At 71.6% G+C, this 13,415-nt stretch carries 15 protein-coding genes; 8 read left to right on the top strand and 7 right to left on the bottom strand.

Going from position 1 to position 13,415, the window contains the following annotated elements; genetic code table 11:
* Together E2C06_RS27270 and E2C06_RS27265 are read left to right on the top strand one after the other, a co-directional pair.
* The coding region (locus tag E2C06_RS27270) for a putative bifunctional diguanylate cyclase/phosphodiesterase (protein WP_133291744.1) at positions 1–979 on the top strand (979 nt) is incomplete at its 5' end.
* Between the two features lie 39 nt (positions 980–1,018).
* Positions 1,019–1,366, top strand: coding sequence for a YciI family protein (locus tag E2C06_RS27265; protein WP_133291743.1), 348 nt, complete (start codon positions 1,019–1,021; stop codon positions 1,364–1,366).
* Between the two features lie 14 nt (positions 1,367–1,380).
* On the opposite strand, the gene E2C06_RS27260 is transcribed toward E2C06_RS27265, so the two are convergent.
* A complete protein-coding gene (locus E2C06_RS27260; RefSeq protein WP_193560512.1) occupies positions 1,381–1,686 on the bottom strand; it encodes a DUF6295 family protein in 306 nt (101 codons plus the stop codon).
* An 11-nt stretch (positions 1,687–1,697) separates the two neighbouring features.
* Positions 1,698–2,447 carry a dienelactone hydrolase family protein gene (locus tag E2C06_RS27255; protein WP_133291742.1) on the bottom strand — a complete coding sequence of 250 codons (750 nt, stop codon included), beginning with the start codon at positions 2,445–2,447 and terminating at the stop codon, positions 1,698–1,700.
* A 181-nt stretch (positions 2,448–2,628) separates the two neighbouring features.
* On the opposite strand from E2C06_RS27255, the gene E2C06_RS27250 reads away from it, so the two are divergent.
* Both E2C06_RS27250 and E2C06_RS27245 read left to right on the top strand, forming a co-directional pair.
* The gene (locus tag E2C06_RS27250; protein ID WP_133291741.1) at positions 2,629–3,393 is read left to right on the top strand and encodes a DUF3750 domain-containing protein; all 765 of its coding nucleotides are present in this window, start codon (positions 2,629–2,631) and stop codon (positions 3,391–3,393) included.
* 89 nt (positions 3,394–3,482) lie between these two features.
* Complete coding sequence (locus E2C06_RS27245) at positions 3,483–3,704, top strand: hypothetical protein (protein WP_133291740.1); 222 nt, start codon at positions 3,483–3,485, stop codon at positions 3,702–3,704.
* Positions 3,705–3,905: 201 nt separating this feature from the next.
* On the opposite strand, the gene E2C06_RS27240 is transcribed toward E2C06_RS27245, so the two are convergent.
* Together E2C06_RS27240 and E2C06_RS27235 are read right to left on the bottom strand one after the other, a co-directional pair.
* Positions 3,906–4,280, bottom strand: coding sequence for a RidA family protein (locus tag E2C06_RS27240; RefSeq protein WP_165982695.1), 375 nt, complete (start codon positions 4,278–4,280; stop codon positions 3,906–3,908).
* A gap of 14 nt (positions 4,281–4,294) precedes the next feature.
* Positions 4,295–5,131, bottom strand: coding sequence for a sulfite exporter TauE/SafE family protein (locus E2C06_RS27235; RefSeq protein ID WP_241671496.1), 837 nt, complete (start codon positions 5,129–5,131; stop codon positions 4,295–4,297).
* Between the two features lie 34 nt (positions 5,132–5,165).
* Between E2C06_RS27235 and E2C06_RS27230 the strand changes: the two genes are divergently transcribed.
* Together E2C06_RS27230 and E2C06_RS27225 are read left to right on the top strand one after the other, a co-directional pair.
* Positions 5,166–6,407: an NAD(P)/FAD-dependent oxidoreductase gene (locus tag E2C06_RS27230; RefSeq protein ID WP_133291738.1), complete on the top strand. Its 1,242-nt coding sequence runs from the start codon at positions 5,166–5,168 to the stop codon at positions 6,405–6,407.
* A 53-nt stretch (positions 6,408–6,460) separates the two neighbouring features.
* Positions 6,461–7,339 carry an LLM class F420-dependent oxidoreductase gene (locus tag E2C06_RS27225; protein WP_133291737.1) on the top strand — a complete coding sequence of 293 codons (879 nt, stop codon included), beginning with the start codon at positions 6,461–6,463 and terminating at the stop codon, positions 7,337–7,339.
* 168 nt (positions 7,340–7,507) lie between these two features.
* On the opposite strand, the gene E2C06_RS27220 is transcribed toward E2C06_RS27225, so the two are convergent.
* Positions 7,508–8,314 carry a VOC family protein gene (locus tag E2C06_RS27220; RefSeq protein WP_133291736.1) on the bottom strand — a complete coding sequence of 269 codons (807 nt, stop codon included), beginning with the start codon at positions 8,312–8,314 and terminating at the stop codon, positions 7,508–7,510.
* Positions 8,315–8,429: 115 nt separating this feature from the next.
* Between E2C06_RS27220 and E2C06_RS27215 the strand changes: the two genes are divergently transcribed.
* On the top strand, positions 8,430–8,828 hold the full coding sequence (locus tag E2C06_RS27215; protein WP_133291735.1) for a carboxymuconolactone decarboxylase family protein: 399 nt from the start codon (positions 8,430–8,432) through the stop codon (positions 8,826–8,828).
* Between the two features lie 136 nt (positions 8,829–8,964).
* The gene (locus tag E2C06_RS27210) at positions 8,965–10,566 is read left to right on the top strand and encodes a GMC family oxidoreductase (RefSeq protein WP_133291734.1); all 1,602 of its coding nucleotides are present in this window, start codon (positions 8,965–8,967) and stop codon (positions 10,564–10,566) included.
* A gap of 93 nt (positions 10,567–10,659) precedes the next feature.
* On the opposite strand, the gene E2C06_RS27205 is transcribed toward E2C06_RS27210, so the two are convergent.
* The gene (locus E2C06_RS27205; RefSeq protein ID WP_133291733.1) at positions 10,660–12,936 is read right to left on the bottom strand and encodes a xanthine dehydrogenase family protein molybdopterin-binding subunit; all 2,277 of its coding nucleotides are present in this window, start codon (positions 12,934–12,936) and stop codon (positions 10,660–10,662) included.
* Complete coding sequence (locus E2C06_RS27200) at positions 12,936–13,415, bottom strand: (2Fe-2S)-binding protein (RefSeq protein ID WP_133291732.1); 480 nt, start codon at positions 13,413–13,415, stop codon at positions 12,936–12,938. Before E2C06_RS27200 ends, E2C06_RS27205 begins: the two co-directional genes overlap by 1 nt.

Genomic DNA, 13,415 nt, shown 5'->3' with positions numbered 1-13,415 from the left:
GGAGATCAGCCGGCCCTACGAGATCGAGGGCAACCGCATCGTCATCGGCACCAGCCTCGGCATCGCTATCGCGCCGCAGGACGGGATCGATTCCGACCGGCTGCTGCGCAGCGCCGACCTGGCGCTGTACCGGGCGAAGACCGAGGGGCGCGGGACCTTCCGGTTCTTCGAGCCGGAGATGAACATCCGCATGCAGGCGCGGCACGCGCTGGAAACCGACCTGCGGCGCGCCCTGGTGCAGCAGGAATTCGAGGTCTTCTACCAGCCGCTGATCGACATCCGCACCCGCCGGGTCTGCAGCTTCGAGGCGCTGCTGCGCTGGCGGCATCCGGCGCGCGGGCTGGTGGCACCGGACAGCTTCATCCCGGCGGCGGAGGAGCTGGGCCTGATCGGCCAGATCGGCGAGGTGGTGCTGGCGCGCGCCTGCGCCGCGGCGACGCATTGGCCCGCCGACATCAAGGTCGCGGTCAACCTCTCGCCCGCCCAGTTCGCCGATTCAGGGATCATGGGCCTGGTCATGGGGGCGCTGCACCGTTCGGGCCTGCCGCCGGACCGGCTCGAGCTCGAGATCACCGAGACGCTGCTGCTGCAGGAGAGCGAGGACGTGCTGGCGACGCTGCACGAGCTGCAACAGATCGGCATCACCATTGCGATGGATGATTTCGGCACCGGCTATTCCTCGCTCAGCTACCTCCGCAAATTCCCCTTCCGCAAGGTCAAGATCGACAAGTCCTTCATCCGCGAGCTTGGCAACGACCCCGGCAGCGCCGCCATTGTCCACGCCATCCTCGACCTCTGCCGGACGCTGGGCATCAAGACGACGGCCGAGGGCGTGGAGACCGAGCAGCAACTGGCCTGGCTGGATGCGGCCGGCAGCGTGGAAGCCCAGGGATTCCTGTTCAGCGCGGCGCGGTCGGCGGCCGAGATCCCGTCGCTGCTGCGCCTGCTCGGCGAGGCGCCGATCGCCGCCGATGCCTGACGCGAAAGCCCCTCGACATCACCCTGAGGAGACCAAGCCATGCCGCTGTTCGCCATCATCGCCCATGACAAGCCCGACGCGGAGGCCCCGGCCCGTCGCCGGGCTGCGCGTACCGCGCATTTCGAGCGCATGCAGGCGGCGGTCGGCCAGGGGCTGGTCCGCTTCGCCGGCAGCATGCTCGGGCCGGACGGCGCCATGACCTGCTCCATCGTGCTCTGCGACTTCCCGGACCGGGCGGCGCTGGACCGCTGGGTCGCCGAGGAGCCCTATGTGCTGAACGGCGCCTGGGACCGCTTTGAGGTCGCGCCGGTCTTCGCGGCGGTCGAGGACGGCGTCATCACCGAGACCTGGCTCCGGCTGATGGCGGCGCACATGGCTGCCGGCTGAGCCGGCCGCGCGCGTCACCCCAACCGGACAAGGCGCGGCACGGCGCCCTTGCCCCTGACCTCCGCCTCCTCGATCTCGGCCGCGGCGATCGCCCGGTCGAGCGCGGCGCGCAGCTCCTTCGCCGTCTCCAGCGTGAGCTCGACCCCGGCCCGCGCCGCCGGGCCGAGGCCGGCATTGAGGAAGTCGAGCGTGATGACGTCGCCCAGCGGGGCATGCCGGGCGTGGTCATAGGCGACCACCGCCTGCGACAGCGGGAACCAGTCCGCCCCGCGCTTCGCCATGCCCTCCGCCCGGGCGATCTCGACGATCGAGGTGCACATGCGCCGCGCCCCTACTGCGCCAGGTGCCTGCCGAGGAAGGCATGCACCTTGGCCCAGCCATCCATCGCCTGCTCCGGCCGGTACAGCGGGCGGTGCCAGTAGAAGAAGCCGTGCCCGGCGCCGTCGTAGCGGTGGAACTCGTAGTCCTTGCCCTGCTGCTTCAGCGCGGCCTCGTGCTGGTCGACCTGCTCGGGGCTCGGCGCGCGGTCGTCGTTGCCGAACAGGCCAAGCAGCGGGCAGCTCAGGTCCTTGGTCATCTCGATCGGCGCGACCGGCGTCTTCGCGTTCAGTTCCTCCGGCGCCATCACCACGCGGCCGCCCCAGAGATCGACGCAGGCATCGACGTCGCGCTTCTGGCAGGCATAGAGGAAGGCGTGCCGCCCGCCCGAGCAGGAGCCGAACAGGCCGACCTTGCCGTTGTGGCCCGGCTGCGCCCGCATCCAGGCCACGGCCGCGGCGGTATCGCCGACCATCTGGGCATCGGGGATGCCGCCTTCGGCGCGCACCTTGGCGGCGATGTCGTCCGGGTTCCCCGCGCCCGCGCGCTCATAGAGGTTGGCGCAGATCGCCATGTAGCCGTGATGCGCGAAGCGGCGAGTCGTCTCGATGTAGAACTCGCTCCAGCCCGGCAGGTGGTGCACCAGCACGACGCCGGGGAAGGGACCCGGGCCGGATGGCCGCGCGACATAGGCGGTGACCGGGGTGCCCCCGTCGCCCTTGAGGGTCACGTTCTCGCAGGTCATGCCGCGGTAGAATTCCATCGGTCGTCCTCCTGGCTCTTGGGCCGCGATCGGGCCATCGGCCGCAGTATTCGACGATCGCCTGGTCGGGGCAACAACGCGGCGGCCGGCCCGCCGCCACGCAGGCCGCATGGCCGCCGCGCGCTGCCGGCCCGGGCGACGGGGTTGCGGCGGGACAAGCGCGGCCAAACATCCGTGCGGCATGTCCGTCCTCAAGCTCGCCCTGCTGCTTTTCGCCCTGTTCTTCCTCCTGCCCCTCGGCATCGCAACGCTGCTGTACCAACGCACCGGCATCGGTGCCGACTGGTGGAGCGCCGACCGGTCCAGCATCGGCCACCTGCCGCCCGCGACCCAGACGCCCGGGGCGGTGGTCCGCGTCTTCGCCGCGCCGACCGTCCGCTGGCGCGGCATCTTCGCCGTGCATTGCTGGATCGTGCTGAAGCCCGCAGGCGCCGCGGCCTATACCCGCTACGACTATACCGCCTGGGGCGACCCGATCCGGGTGAACGGCTTCGCGCCCGACGGCCGCTGGTTCGGCCGCAACCCGGAACTGATCTTCGCCGCGGAAGGTGCTACCGCCGCGGCGATGATTCCCCGGATGCAGGCCGCGATCGAGGGCTACACCTGGCGCAGGCGCGGCGACTACCGTGCCTGGCCCGGCCCGAATTCCAATACCTTCGTCGCCGCGGTGCTGGCCGCGGTGCCGGAGGCCGCGGTCTCCTTGCCGCCGACCGCCATCGGCAAGGACTACCCGCATGACGGGCGCTGGCTGCGCCGCACCCCGTCCGGCACCGGCCTGGCGATCTCGCTCGGTGGCTATGCCGGGCTGACGCTGGGCTGGGTCGAGGGGATCGAGGTCAATCTCCTCGGTGCGGTGGCGGGGTTCGACCTGCGGCGGCCCGCCCTGAAGCTGCCAGGCCTCGGCCGGCTGGGGATGCCCGGAATGCCGGCCACCGTGGCATCCTGACCGCGCCTCCCCCGGCTTCGCGGCCGGCCGCGGATTGCCTATGGTCCGGGCCGTCCGGGCATCGCCGGGCCGCAAGGGGGATGATGGGGATGAGCCTGCAGGGTCCGGTCTATCTGCGCTGGCGCGCCGGGCGCCCGCTGCCGGAGGAGGCGCGGTTCGAGACGCTCGACGCCGCGCTGGACGCGGTCGAGGCCCGCTGGGACGAGCTGCAGCACCAGGCGCCGCAACTGCTGGATGCACGGCGCATCCTGCTGCTCAGCACCGCCGAGCTCGCGGCGATGGCGGAGGAGGAGGCGCCGTCCGGCGGTTGACGGAAGGCCGGCGCCCGCCTCGCCGGGACCATCGGCCGCAAATGCATGGCCGAAGCCGGGAGGAGCCGGACCGGGCCTGTCCACCCGGGACGATCGGCGGCTGGACCGATGTGGCGCTGACCGTGTCAGGACAACAGCGGTCCAGGCTTTGGTGGGCCAGCGATTCACGGCCTGCGTGTTTCCACTCAGGACGATCGCAGGCTAGTCCGCGAGCGCGATGCAGGCGAAGCCAACGCGGGCCTCGGTCGGCACGCCGAACAGCGCGGTGTGGCGCGCCGGCAGCCCGCCGGGGAAGTGCTTCACGTATTCCGCGTTGCAGGCGGCATAGTCGGCGCGGTCGCTGATCAGCATTGTCACCTGCACCACACGGTCGAGCCCGCTGCCCGCCTCGGCCAGCAGCCCGGCGATGAAGCCGAGCGCGTTGCGCACCTCCTCCGCCGGGGTGGCGCCGCGATGGATGCCGCGCGCCGGGTCGTGCGGCGCCGAATGGCCGGAGACCCAGACCAGGCCGCCGGCCTTCACCGCGCGGCTGAAGGGGCGCGTCGCGCCGGGCTCCGGCTGGCCGAGGAACTCCATCCGTGCCTCTCCCGTCATGCCCAGGCCCGCCAGAAGAAGGCCACGGTCATCGCCGTGCTGTAGGCCACGACGAAGCCGCGCAGCCAGGGCGCCGGGACGCGCCGCGCCAGCACCGCGCCGAAATAGCCGCCGATCACCGCGGCGACCAGCATCACCAGCGTCTCCGGCCAGCGCACCGGGCCGGCCAGCGCGAAGCACAGCACGGCGACCGCATTGGCGGCGCTGACCAGCAGCGTGCGCCCGGCGCTCATCGCCTTGATGTCCACCTCGCCGAGCAGGCTCCAGACCGCCATCATCATGATGCCGACGCCACCGCCGAAATACCCGGCATAGACGGACAGCAGCACCTGCGCGCCGAGCAGCACGCCCGGCCCGATCCGCACGCGGCGGCGCAGCGCCTCCCCGATCCGGCGGCCGAAGGCGAAGGCGAGTGTCCCGGCCAGCAGCAGCCAGGGCAGGATGTCGTCGAAGGCCCGCTGCGGCGTCACCAGCAGCAGCACCGCGCCCACCAGCCCGCCGCCCAGGCTGATCAGCACCAGGGTGCGCAGCGGGATGCCCTCGAAGGAGGTGAAGTCGCGCCGCCATGCCCAGGCGCTGGCCAGCGTCCCCGGCAGCAGCGCCACGGTGCTGGAGGCATTGGCGACGACCGAGGGCAGGCCGACGAAGACCATGGCGGGGATGGTGACGAAGGACCCGCCGCCGGCCGCGGCGTTCATCGCCCCGGCCAGCAGCCCGGCGACGAAGAGGATGGGATGGGCTTCCATCGGCGCAGCTTGGACGCGCCGCGGCGCGCCCACCAGCGCCCCCCGCCACGGGGCAGGGTTGACGCGCTGCATGCTGCCCCGCAGCATTCTCGCCATCATCCAAAGGCGACGGACCGCGCGCATGACCCAATCTGCCATCGTGCTCGGCGCGGGAATGGTCGGCGTCTCGGTCGCGCTGCACCTGCGGCGCCGCGGCTACGACGTGGTGCTGGTCGACCGCCGCGGCCCGGGCGAGGGTGCCTCCTTCGGCAATGGCGGGCTGATCCAGCGGGAGGCGGTCTACCCGCACCCTTTCCCGCGGGCGCTCGCCGAACTGCGGCGGATCGTGGCCAATCGCGCGACGGACGTTTCCTACCACCCGCTGGCGCTGCCCGGCTTCGTCTCACCGCTGCTGCGCTACTGGTGGCATTCGGAGCCGACGCGCTACCTGCATGCGGTCCAGGCCTATGCCCGGCTGATCGCCACCTGCCTGGATGAGCACTATGCCCTGGCGACCGGCACCGAGGCGATGGCGCTGCTGCGGCCGATCGGCTGGATGCGGCTGTATTCCCGGCCCGAGGGACTGGCCGCGGCGCTGGACCAGGCCGAGACGGCGCGGCGCGACTACGGCATCGGCTTCGCCGCGCTGGACGGCAAGGCGCTGGCCGCGGCCGAGCCATCCCTGCTGGTCGAACGCGCCGGGGCAATCCACTGGACCGACCCGGTCTCGGTCAGCGACCCGCATGCGCTGACGCTCGCCTATGCCGGCATGTTCACGGCCGAGGGCGGGCGGTTCGCCATCGGCGACGCCACCACGCTCCACCGCGCCGGCGCCGGCTGGCAGGTGCAAACCGAAGCCGGCCCGGCGGAGGCGGCGGAGGTGGTCGTGGCGCTCGGCGCCGCGGCCGGGCAGGTGACCGGGCCGCTCGGCTATGCGCCGCCGATCTTCGGCAAGCGCGGCTACCACATGCACTACGGGCTGCGCGGCAATGCGGTGCTGCACCGCCCGATCCTCGATACCGAAAGCGGCTTCCTGCTGGCGCCGATGCGCGCCGGCATCAGGCTGACCACCGGCGCCGAGTTCGCCCGCACCGATGCCGCACCAACGCCGGTGCAACTCGAGCGCGCGGAGCCGGTTGCGCGGGCGCTGCTGCCGCTGGCGGACCGGGTGGAGGCGACGCCCTGGATGGGCGTGCGGCCCTGCACGCCGGACATGCTGCCGATCATCGGTCCCTTGCCGGGCCAGGCCGGCGCCTGGTGCGCCTTCGGTCATGCGCATCAGGGCCTGACGCTCGGCCCGACCACCGGCCGGCTGCTGGCCGAGCTGATGACGGGCGAGGCGCCTTTCGTCAGCCCGGAGCCCTACCGCGCCGAGCGCTTCTAGACGGCGCGCGACGCTTCGTCCCATGCTGCGCACGGCCTGGGAGGACGCGAGCGATGAAATTCGCGCTGCATTTCGGCAACAACACCTTCCCCGGCGGCGCCGGCGCTGCCCGCTTGGCGCGGCTGGCCGAGGCCGCGGGATTCGACTCCGTCTTCGCCGTCGACCATGTCGTGCTGCCGGATGCCTATGACAGCACCTACCCCTACGCCGCTGGCGGGCGGCTGCCGGGCAACCAGTTCTCCGCCATGCCGGATCCGCTGATCTGGATGGCCTTCGCGGCTGCCGCGACCACGCGGCTGCGGTTGATGACCGGCGTCATCATCCTGCCGCTGCGCAACCCGTTGGTCCTCGCCAAGCAGGTGGCGACGCTCGACCACATGAGCGGCGGCAGGATCGAGCTCGGCATCGGCGTCGGCTGGCTGCGCGAGGAGTTCGAGGCGCTGGGCGTGCCCTTCGCCGCGCGCGGCCGCCGGGCCGACGACTACGTCGCCGCCATGCGCGCGCTCTGGCGCGAGGAAAGCGCCAGCCATGCGGGCGAGTTCGTCCAATTCTCCGGCGTGAGCTGCAGCCCGCGGCCGGGGGCGGGCGCCGTCCCCATCATCGTCGGCGGCCATTCCGAGGCGGCGGCGCGCCGCGCCGGGCGCTTAGGCGACGGCTTCTTCCCCTCGATCGGCGCTCAGGTCGACACCATGCCGCTGCTGGAGGTGGCGCGGCGCGCCGCCGCGGCGGCCGGCCGCGACCCGGACGCGATCGAGATGCTCGGCGGCTGCCCCGGCGCGTTGCCGGGTTCGGGCGAGGATCCGCTGGCGGCGGTGGAGGCTCGGCGAAAGCAGGGCATCCACCGCGTGGTGCTGCCGGTCAACCGCTTCCTGCCGGACCTCGAGGACAGCTTGCCGCGCTTCGGCGAGACGGTGATCCGCGCCTGCGCATGATGTCCCGAGCGGCCGGCCTACCCCCGACGCCCGCCGCGGAACGCGGCGGCCATCCTGGGCAGGACGCTACAGCAGCTTGCGGTCGAAGGTGAATGCGGCACCGCTGTAGGCCTTTGATTATAGCGCGGACTCAGGCGTCCGGGCGTTCACGCCCTCGCACCATCCGCTCTAGGCCCCGATGAAGGCCGTCGGCACCGCCGCCGCATGGTCGCGGATGGTGAAGAGCCGCGTGCCCGGCTTCCGTCCCACCCGCAGCGGCGAGACCGGCACCCCCGCCGCCGCCAGCCGTGCATGCGTGGCGCCGACATCCGCCACCCGCCAGGTCAGGCCCCAGAGGCTGTCGGGCGCGTCCGTGATCCCGCCGGCGAGCTCGTGCGAGACCTCCACCACCAGCTCGCCGCAGCGGAAGAACAGCAGCCGCTGGCCCCAGGCGGGGTTGCTCCGGTCGAGCCGCAATTCCAGCCCCAGCCGGCCGGCGAGCAAGGCGATGGTCCGCTCCGGATCGCCGCTGCGGATCACTGCGTGGTCGAGCCGCGTCGCGGATGCGGTGGCCGGGCCGGGCGGCGTCAGCAGGAGATGCAGGCCGCGCGCGGCGTCCGGCAGCAGCGGCGTGGCCTGGCGGCCGAGCCAGGGCAGCGCCGGGCCGGCCGCGGGCAGGCCGCGGCGTTCCATCAGCCGCGCCGCACCATCCGGCGCCGCCGTTGCGAAGGCCAGCGCGCCGAGTGCCGCGGGCGCGCCGTCCGGCCGGTGCGCGACATGCCGGGCCACCGCCCCCGCCTCGCCGCGCGGCGCCACCAGCACCAGCGCCGTGTTGGCCAGCCCGAAGCGGGCCCAGTCCAGGCCCTCCGCCGCGCCGCGCCCCCCGCAGCCCTGGGCGAACAACGTTTCATAGGCTGCGACGGCCTCGTCCAGCGCCTCCACCACCAGGGTGATGTGGTCCAGCCCCAGGATGGGGCCGGCGTCACGCGATGCCATGGTGCAGGTCCTCCGCCAGGAAGGCCGACGCTGCCGCGTGTCCCGCCGCGCCGCAATGGGGTTGCCCTCCACGCCCGCCCTCCGCACCCTGGCGGCGCAACCGGAGGAAACACCGATGAGCGACGACGGCGCATTGTTCGACAAGGGCCTGCCCATCCGCCGCAGCGTGCTCGGCAGCGACTACGTGGACCGTTCCCTCGGCTCCGCGGACGATTTCATGATGGGCATCCAGCGTGCGGCGACCGCCTGGGGCTGGGGCTGGGCCTGGGGCGACCCGGCGCTGGACCGCCGGACGCGCAGCATGATCAACCTGGCCATGCTGACCGCACTCGGTCGGCCGCATGAGCTCAAGCTGCATGTGAAAGGCGCGCTGAACAACGGCATCACGGTCGAGGAGATCAAGGCCGCGCTGCTGCACGCGACGGCCTATTGCGGCATCCCCGCCGGGCTCGACGCCTTCAAGGCGGCGCATGAGGTGCTGGTGAAGGAAGGCGCGATCCCGGCGAAGGAGTGATGCGGACCGGTGACCGCAGCGCCGGCAGGCGCGGAGATCTGAATCGGCCCGCCCATAGAAGGCCGGCGGCGGTGGCTTGCGCCGGCGCCGCCGCCATGGGTTGATCCGTGACTGGTCACCGGGGTCCAAGAACAGGATGAACACCTACGACTACATCGTGGTCGGCGCGGGATCGGCCGGCGCGGTGGTCGCCAACAGGCTTTCCGCCGATCCGGCGAACCGCGTGCTGCTGCTGGAAGCCGGGCCGGCGGGCAACCCCTGGACGCATGTCCCGATCGGCTATGCCAGGATGATCGCCAACCCCACGGTCAACTGGCTCTACTCGTCGGAACCCGAGCCGGCGACCAACGGCCGCCGCATCCCGGTGCCGCGCGGCCGCATGCTGGGCGGATCCAGCTCGCTCAACGGCCTCGCCTTCGTGCGCGGCCAGGCCCAGGATTTCGACGCCTGGGCGCAGCTCGGCAATCCCGGCTGGAGCTACGCGGACGTGCTGCCCTTCTTCCGCCGGATGGAGCGCTACGAGGGCGGCGGCGACGACACCTTCCGCGGCCGCGCGGGCCCGCTGCGCGTCACCAACCCGCGGCCGGATGATCCGCTCTATGCCGCGGTGATCGCCGCGGCGGCGGAGATCGGCATCCCGCACAATCCCGACTACAACGGCGCGACCCAGGACGGCATCGCGATGAGCCAGGCGACCATCGCCGGCGGGCGGCGCATGTCGACCGCCGCCTGCTACCTGGCCCCGGCCCGCGGCCGCGCCAACCTCCGCATCGAGACCGGCGCGCTGGCCGAGGCGCTGCTGCTGGAGGGCAGGCGCTGCACCGGCGTCCGCTATTCCGTAGGCGGCGCGGTGCGGGAGGCGCGCGCGGGGCGCGAGGTGGTGGTCAGCGGCGGCTCGATCAACTCGCCGCAGCTGCTGGAGCTGTCGGGCATCGGCCAGCCGGACCGGTTGCGCGACCTCGGCATCGAGGTGCGCCAAGCGCTGCCCGGCGTCGGCGAGAACCTGCGCGACCACTACGCGCCGCGCACCCGCTGGGCGGTGGGCGCGAAGGGCTATACCTTCAACGACCGTGGCCGCGGCTTCGGACTGTTCGGCCAGGCGATGCGCTTCGCCCTGACGCGCGACGGCATGCTGAGCATGGTCGGCGCGCCGATGCGCGCTTTCCTGCGGTCCCGCGAGGGGCTGGAGGCGCCCGACCTGCTGCTGGGCTGGGTGCCGATGCTGATGGAGCCGGGCCCGAAGGGCCCGCGGCTGTCGCGGCAATCCGGCATGACCTGCTACGCGCACCCGATGCGGCCCGAGAGCCGCGGGCATGTCCATGTCACCGCCACGGACCCGCGCCGACCGCCGGCGATCAACTTCAACTTCCTTTCCTCCCCGGTGGATGCCGAGCTGACGGTGAAGGCGGTCCGCCTCGCGCGCCGCATCATGACCGCACCCAGCCTGGCGAAGCTGCGGATGACGGAGATCGCGCCCGGCACGGACTGCACGCGGGACGACGAGATCATCGACTGGGTGAAGCGCGCGGCGGAAACGACCTACCACCCCGTCGGCACGTGCAGGATGGGCACGGACGCGCTGGCGGTGGTGGATGCGCGGCTGCGGGTGCATGGCATCGCCGGGCTCCGCGTGGCGGATGCCTCGATCATGCCGACGCTGACCTCGGGCAATACCAATGCGCCGAGCATCATGATCGGCGAGAAGGCGGCGGACATGGTGCTGGCCGACGCCGCCTGAAAAAGAAAGGCCGGGGAGAAGGCATTCTCCCCGGACCCCTCATCCATTTTTGTGGGCTTGGGGAGGGAATACCTTTCCTTCCCCGACCTTGGCTCAGACCTCGTCGAGGCGCTCCAGCACCTTCGGCGGCGACATCGGCAGCGCGTAGAAGCGCTTGCCGAGCGCGTCGTAGACGGCGTTCGAGATCGCCGCGAGCGGCGGCACGATCGGCGCCTCGCCCACGCCGCGCACACCCTGCGGGTGCTTCGGGTTGGGGATCTCCAGCATCACCGCCTCGATCATCGGGACGTCGGAGCAGACCGGCATCCGGTAGTCGAGGAAGCCGGCGTTGTCGAGCCGGCCCTGCTTGTCGTAGAGGTATTCCTCCGACAGCGCCCAGCCGATGCCCTGCACCACGCCGCCCTGGATCTGGCCTTCCACGTAGCTCGGATGCAGGGCGCGCCCCACATCCTGCGCCGCGGTGTAGCGCAGCACCCGGACGATGCCGAGATCGACGTCCACCTCCACATCCACGACATGCGTGGCGAAGCCGGGATCGGCGCCGGTGGTGTTGAGCTGGACGCCGGCGCCGATCGGCCCGCCGGTCTCGGTCGCCTTCGCGGCCAGGTCGGCCAGCGTTAGCGGCGGGAACTGGCCGGCATTCGGGCCGGCCGGCGTCGCCTCGCCATTGTCCCAGTTCACCGCCTCGGGGTCGATCTTCCAGATCTTCGCCGCGCGCTCCTTCAGCTGGCCGATCACCTTCTCGGCCGACTGCGTCACCACCATGGCGGAGGCGAAGGTGACGCGGCTGCCACCGGTCAGGTTGCTGTAGCCGATGCTGGCGGTGTCGCCGATCAGCACCGAGACGCGGCTATGGTCGACGCCCAGCAGTTCCGCTGCCACGTTGGCGATCGAGGCGCGGGAGCCACCGACGTCAGGATGGCCCGTGGTAACCACCACGTTGCCGTCCTCGGTGATGTTGACCTGCGCCGAGGATTCGCCGCCGGCATTGTACCAGAAGCCGGAAGCCACACCGCGGCCGCGCTTCACGCCGGGGCGCGGGTTGCGGTCGAGCGGGGCCTTGTAGTGTTCATGGTTCTGGATCGCCTCGATCGTCTCCTCGAAGGTCACCTTGCCGAAGGTTGCGCCATAGGCCGCCTTGGTGCCGGGTCCCGCGGTGTTCTTCAGCCGCAGCTCCAGCCGGTCCATGCCCAGCTTCTCCGCGATCTCGTCCACCACGCATTCGGCCGCATAGGCGCCGAGCGGGGCGCCCGGCGCGCGGTAGGCCGCGACCTTCGAGCGGTTGGAGACCACGTCGTAGCCTACCGACAGCACGTTCGGGATGTCGTAGGGCGCGAAGGAGCAGCCGACGGGGCCGCGCAGCGGCCCGCCCGGCAGGCAGCCCGCCTGGATGTAGAAATCGCCCTTGGCGGCGACAAAGGTGCCGTCCTTCTTGGCGCCGATCTTGACCGTGCTGAAGGAGCCGGAGGTCGGGCCGGTCGCCCGCATCACCTCCTCCCGCGTCATCACCATCTTCACCGGTCGGCCCGACTTCTTCGACAGCAGCAGGGCCACGGGCTCGAGGTAGATGATGGTCTTGGCGCCGAAGCCGCCGCCGATCTCGGCCGGGATCGCCCGGATGTTGCTCTGCGGCACGCCGGTCAGCAGCGAGGTCATGGCGCGGACCATGAACTGGCCCTGGCTGCTGCTCCAGATCGTCGCGCGGCCGTCGGCGGAATAGCTGACGGTGCAGGCCTGCGGCTCGATGTAGCCCTGGTGGATCGGCCGGGTGCGGAAGGTCCGCTCGACGATGATGTCGGCCTCGGCGAAGCCGACCTCCACGTCGCCGAGCTTCGCCGTCATCGTGCCGGCGATGTTGGAGGGCTTGCCCTCGAACTTGGCGAAGTCATGCAGGATGGGCGCGTCCGGCTTGATCGCGTCCTCGATCTCGATCACATGCGGCAGGACCTCATAATCCACCGCGATCAGCGCGCAGGCGGCGGCGGCCACCTCCTCGTTGATCGCGGCGACCGCGGCGACGGGGTGGCCGTGGAACAGCGCCTTCTCCCGTGCCATCACGTTGCGGCACATCCAGCGCATGTCCTGGATGCCGAGCATCACCGAGGTCTCGAGCGGGAAGTCCACGATGTCCTTCGCCGTCACCACCGCCTTCACGCCCGGCAGCGCTTCCGCCTTCGAGGTGTCGATCGAGCGGATCCGCGCATGCGCGTGCGGGCTGCGCAGCACCTTGCCCCAGATCATCCCGGGCATGGTGTTGTCGGCGGCATAGGTCGCGCGCCCCGTCACCTTGTCCGCGCCGTCAGGGCGGACGGTGCGGGTGCCGATCCACTTGTTGTCCTCGACCCGCAGCTTGTCGTTGATGACGTTCATCAGACGGTCTCCCGCATCTCGGCGGCGGTCTCGAGCACCGCGCGGACGATCTTGTCGTAGCCCGTGCAGCGGCACAGGTTGCCAGCCAGGCCGAAGCGCACCTCGGTCTCGGTCGGGTTCGGGTTCTTCTCCAGCAAGGCGCGAGCCGAGATCAGCACGCCCGGCGTGCAGATGCCGCATTGCAGCGCCGCCATCTCGAGGAACTTGCGCTGCAGCGGGTGCAGCGTCTCGCCCTGCGCCATGCCCTCGATGGTGCCGATCTCGTGCCCCTCGGCCTCGACTGCCAGGACCAGGCAGGAACAGACCAGGCGGCCGTCGACGGTGACGCTGCAGGCGCCGCAATCGCCGGTGCCGCAACCTTCCTTGGTGCCGGTCAGGCCCAGCGTGTTGCGCAGCACGTCGAGCAGGCTGCTGCCGGGATCGGCGAGGAATTCGACCGGCTCGCCGTTGATGCTGGTGGAGATGTGGGTCTTGGCCAT

The organism is Dankookia rubra, assembly GCF_004355005.1.
In the GTDB taxonomy this organism is placed as follows: domain Bacteria; phylum Pseudomonadota; class Alphaproteobacteria; order Acetobacterales; family Acetobacteraceae; genus Paracraurococcus; species Paracraurococcus ruber_A.
This window is presented reverse-complemented; position numbering and strand designations above follow the sequence as displayed.

What these genes read in the sequence shown, in the direction of transcription:
- E2C06_RS27265 (WP_133291743.1), top strand. Translation starts at nt 1,019, where the DNA reads ATGCCGCTGTTCGCCATCATCGCCCATGACAAGCCCGACGCGGAGGCC.
- E2C06_RS27260 (WP_193560512.1), bottom strand. Translation starts at nt 1,686, where the DNA reads ATGTGCACCTCGATCGTCGAGATCGCCCGGGCGGAGGGCATGGCGAAG.
- E2C06_RS27255 (WP_133291742.1), bottom strand. Translation starts at nt 2,447, where the DNA reads ATGGAATTCTACCGCGGCATGACCTGCGAGAACGTGACCCTCAAGGGC.
- E2C06_RS27250 (WP_133291741.1), top strand. Translation starts at nt 2,629, where the DNA reads ATGTCCGTCCTCAAGCTCGCCCTGCTGCTTTTCGCCCTGTTCTTCCTC.
- E2C06_RS27245 (WP_133291740.1), top strand. Translation starts at nt 3,483, where the DNA reads ATGAGCCTGCAGGGTCCGGTCTATCTGCGCTGGCGCGCCGGGCGCCCG.
- E2C06_RS27240 (WP_165982695.1), bottom strand. Translation starts at nt 4,280, where the DNA reads ATGGAGTTCCTCGGCCAGCCGGAGCCCGGCGCGACGCGCCCCTTCAGC.
- E2C06_RS27235 (WP_241671496.1), bottom strand. Translation starts at nt 5,131, where the DNA reads ATGCTGCGGGGCAGCATGCAGCGCGTCAACCCTGCCCCGTGGCGGGGG.
- E2C06_RS27230 (WP_133291738.1), top strand. Translation starts at nt 5,166, where the DNA reads ATGACCCAATCTGCCATCGTGCTCGGCGCGGGAATGGTCGGCGTCTCG.
- E2C06_RS27225 (WP_133291737.1), top strand. Translation starts at nt 6,461, where the DNA reads ATGAAATTCGCGCTGCATTTCGGCAACAACACCTTCCCCGGCGGCGCC.
- E2C06_RS27220 (WP_133291736.1), bottom strand. Translation starts at nt 8,314, where the DNA reads ATGGCATCGCGTGACGCCGGCCCCATCCTGGGGCTGGACCACATCACC.
- E2C06_RS27215 (WP_133291735.1), top strand. Translation starts at nt 8,430, where the DNA reads ATGAGCGACGACGGCGCATTGTTCGACAAGGGCCTGCCCATCCGCCGC.
- E2C06_RS27210 (WP_133291734.1), top strand. Translation starts at nt 8,965, where the DNA reads ATGAACACCTACGACTACATCGTGGTCGGCGCGGGATCGGCCGGCGCG.
- E2C06_RS27205 (WP_133291733.1), bottom strand. Translation starts at nt 12,936, where the DNA reads ATGAACGTCATCAACGACAAGCTGCGGGTCGAGGACAACAAGTGGATC.
- E2C06_RS27200 (WP_133291732.1), bottom strand. Translation starts at nt 13,415, where the DNA reads ATGGCCAAGACCCACATCTCCACCAGCATCAACGGCGAGCCGGTCGAA.